This is a genomic window from Psychrobacter sp. AOP3-A1-26, from assembly GCF_052378235.1.
GTDB lineage: Bacteria > Pseudomonadota > Gammaproteobacteria > Pseudomonadales > Moraxellaceae > Psychrobacter.
This window is the reverse complement of sequence record NZ_JBQSXN010000196.1, coordinates 1-849: the sequence shown is the minus strand read 5'-3', so window position 1 is coordinate 849 and position 849 is coordinate 1. Positions and strand designations below refer to the sequence as shown.

The 849-nt window shown below is 42.6% G+C and carries 1 protein-coding gene; it reads left to right on the top strand.

Annotation, left to right across the window (positions count from 1 at the left end; all coding sequences use genetic code 11):
- Window positions 1–85 precede the first annotated feature (85 nt).
- Window positions 86–837 (top strand): IS5 family transposase gene (locus ACT3TU_RS14270; protein ID WP_225735277.1). Its coding sequence is split into 2 segments (ribosomal slippage): window positions 86–293 and window positions 293–837, totalling 753 coding nucleotides; the frame shifts between segments, so codons are not numbered across the junction.
- Window positions 838–849: the final 12 nt, after the last annotated feature.

The following is an 849-nucleotide window of genomic DNA, read 5'->3' as shown; positions in this document are numbered from 1 at the left end:
ATACTAGGGCATGTCTTCAATTGGATAAGCCATAAATAATAGCTACAATACCGCATCTATTGAGTGGATGTGAGAAATACGAGTTATGGCAAGAAAAGCATTAACAGATACGCTTTGGGGTCAATTGCAATCGACGATGATGAAGTACGGCTGCTATCAAACACAAAATAGTCGAGAGGTCATGGAAGCTATACTGTGGAAGCTACGCACCGGCGCGCCTTGGCGCGACATACCTGAAGAATTGTGTTCGTGGAAAACAGCCTATAGTCGTTTCAACCGCTGGTCAAAAAATGGCTTATGGGCGAATTTTTTTTTAGCTTACGAAAAGAAATTGATACGGAATGGATATTCACAGACGGAAGCTATGTTCGCTGTCATCAGCATGCAAGTGGAGCTCGGCTTGGTGAAGAGCGAGCAATTGGACAAAGCCGTGGCGGCGCAACTACAAAGATACACCTATCCTGTGATGCCGATGGATATCCGCTCAATTTTAAAATCACTGGGGGTGAAGTCCACGACAGTCAAGTTGCAGGTGAATTGATTGAAATGATTGGACAAGCTGATTACTTCATCGCTGATAAAGGCTATGACTCAGAGGCTATTAGAGACAAAGCTCGCAGCCATAATATGATACCTGTCGTTCCTAAAAGGAAGAATGCCAAACAGCCTAATCCAGAGTTTGATAGCTATTTGTACAAACTACGTCATCTTGTTGAAAATATGTTTGCAAGGCTTAAGCACTTTCGTAGTATCGCTACTCGCTATGAGAAGTTAGCTCGTAATTTTAAGTCAATGCTCTATCTGGCGTGTACTATCGTTCATTGTAAAATGAATTGAAGACACGCCCTA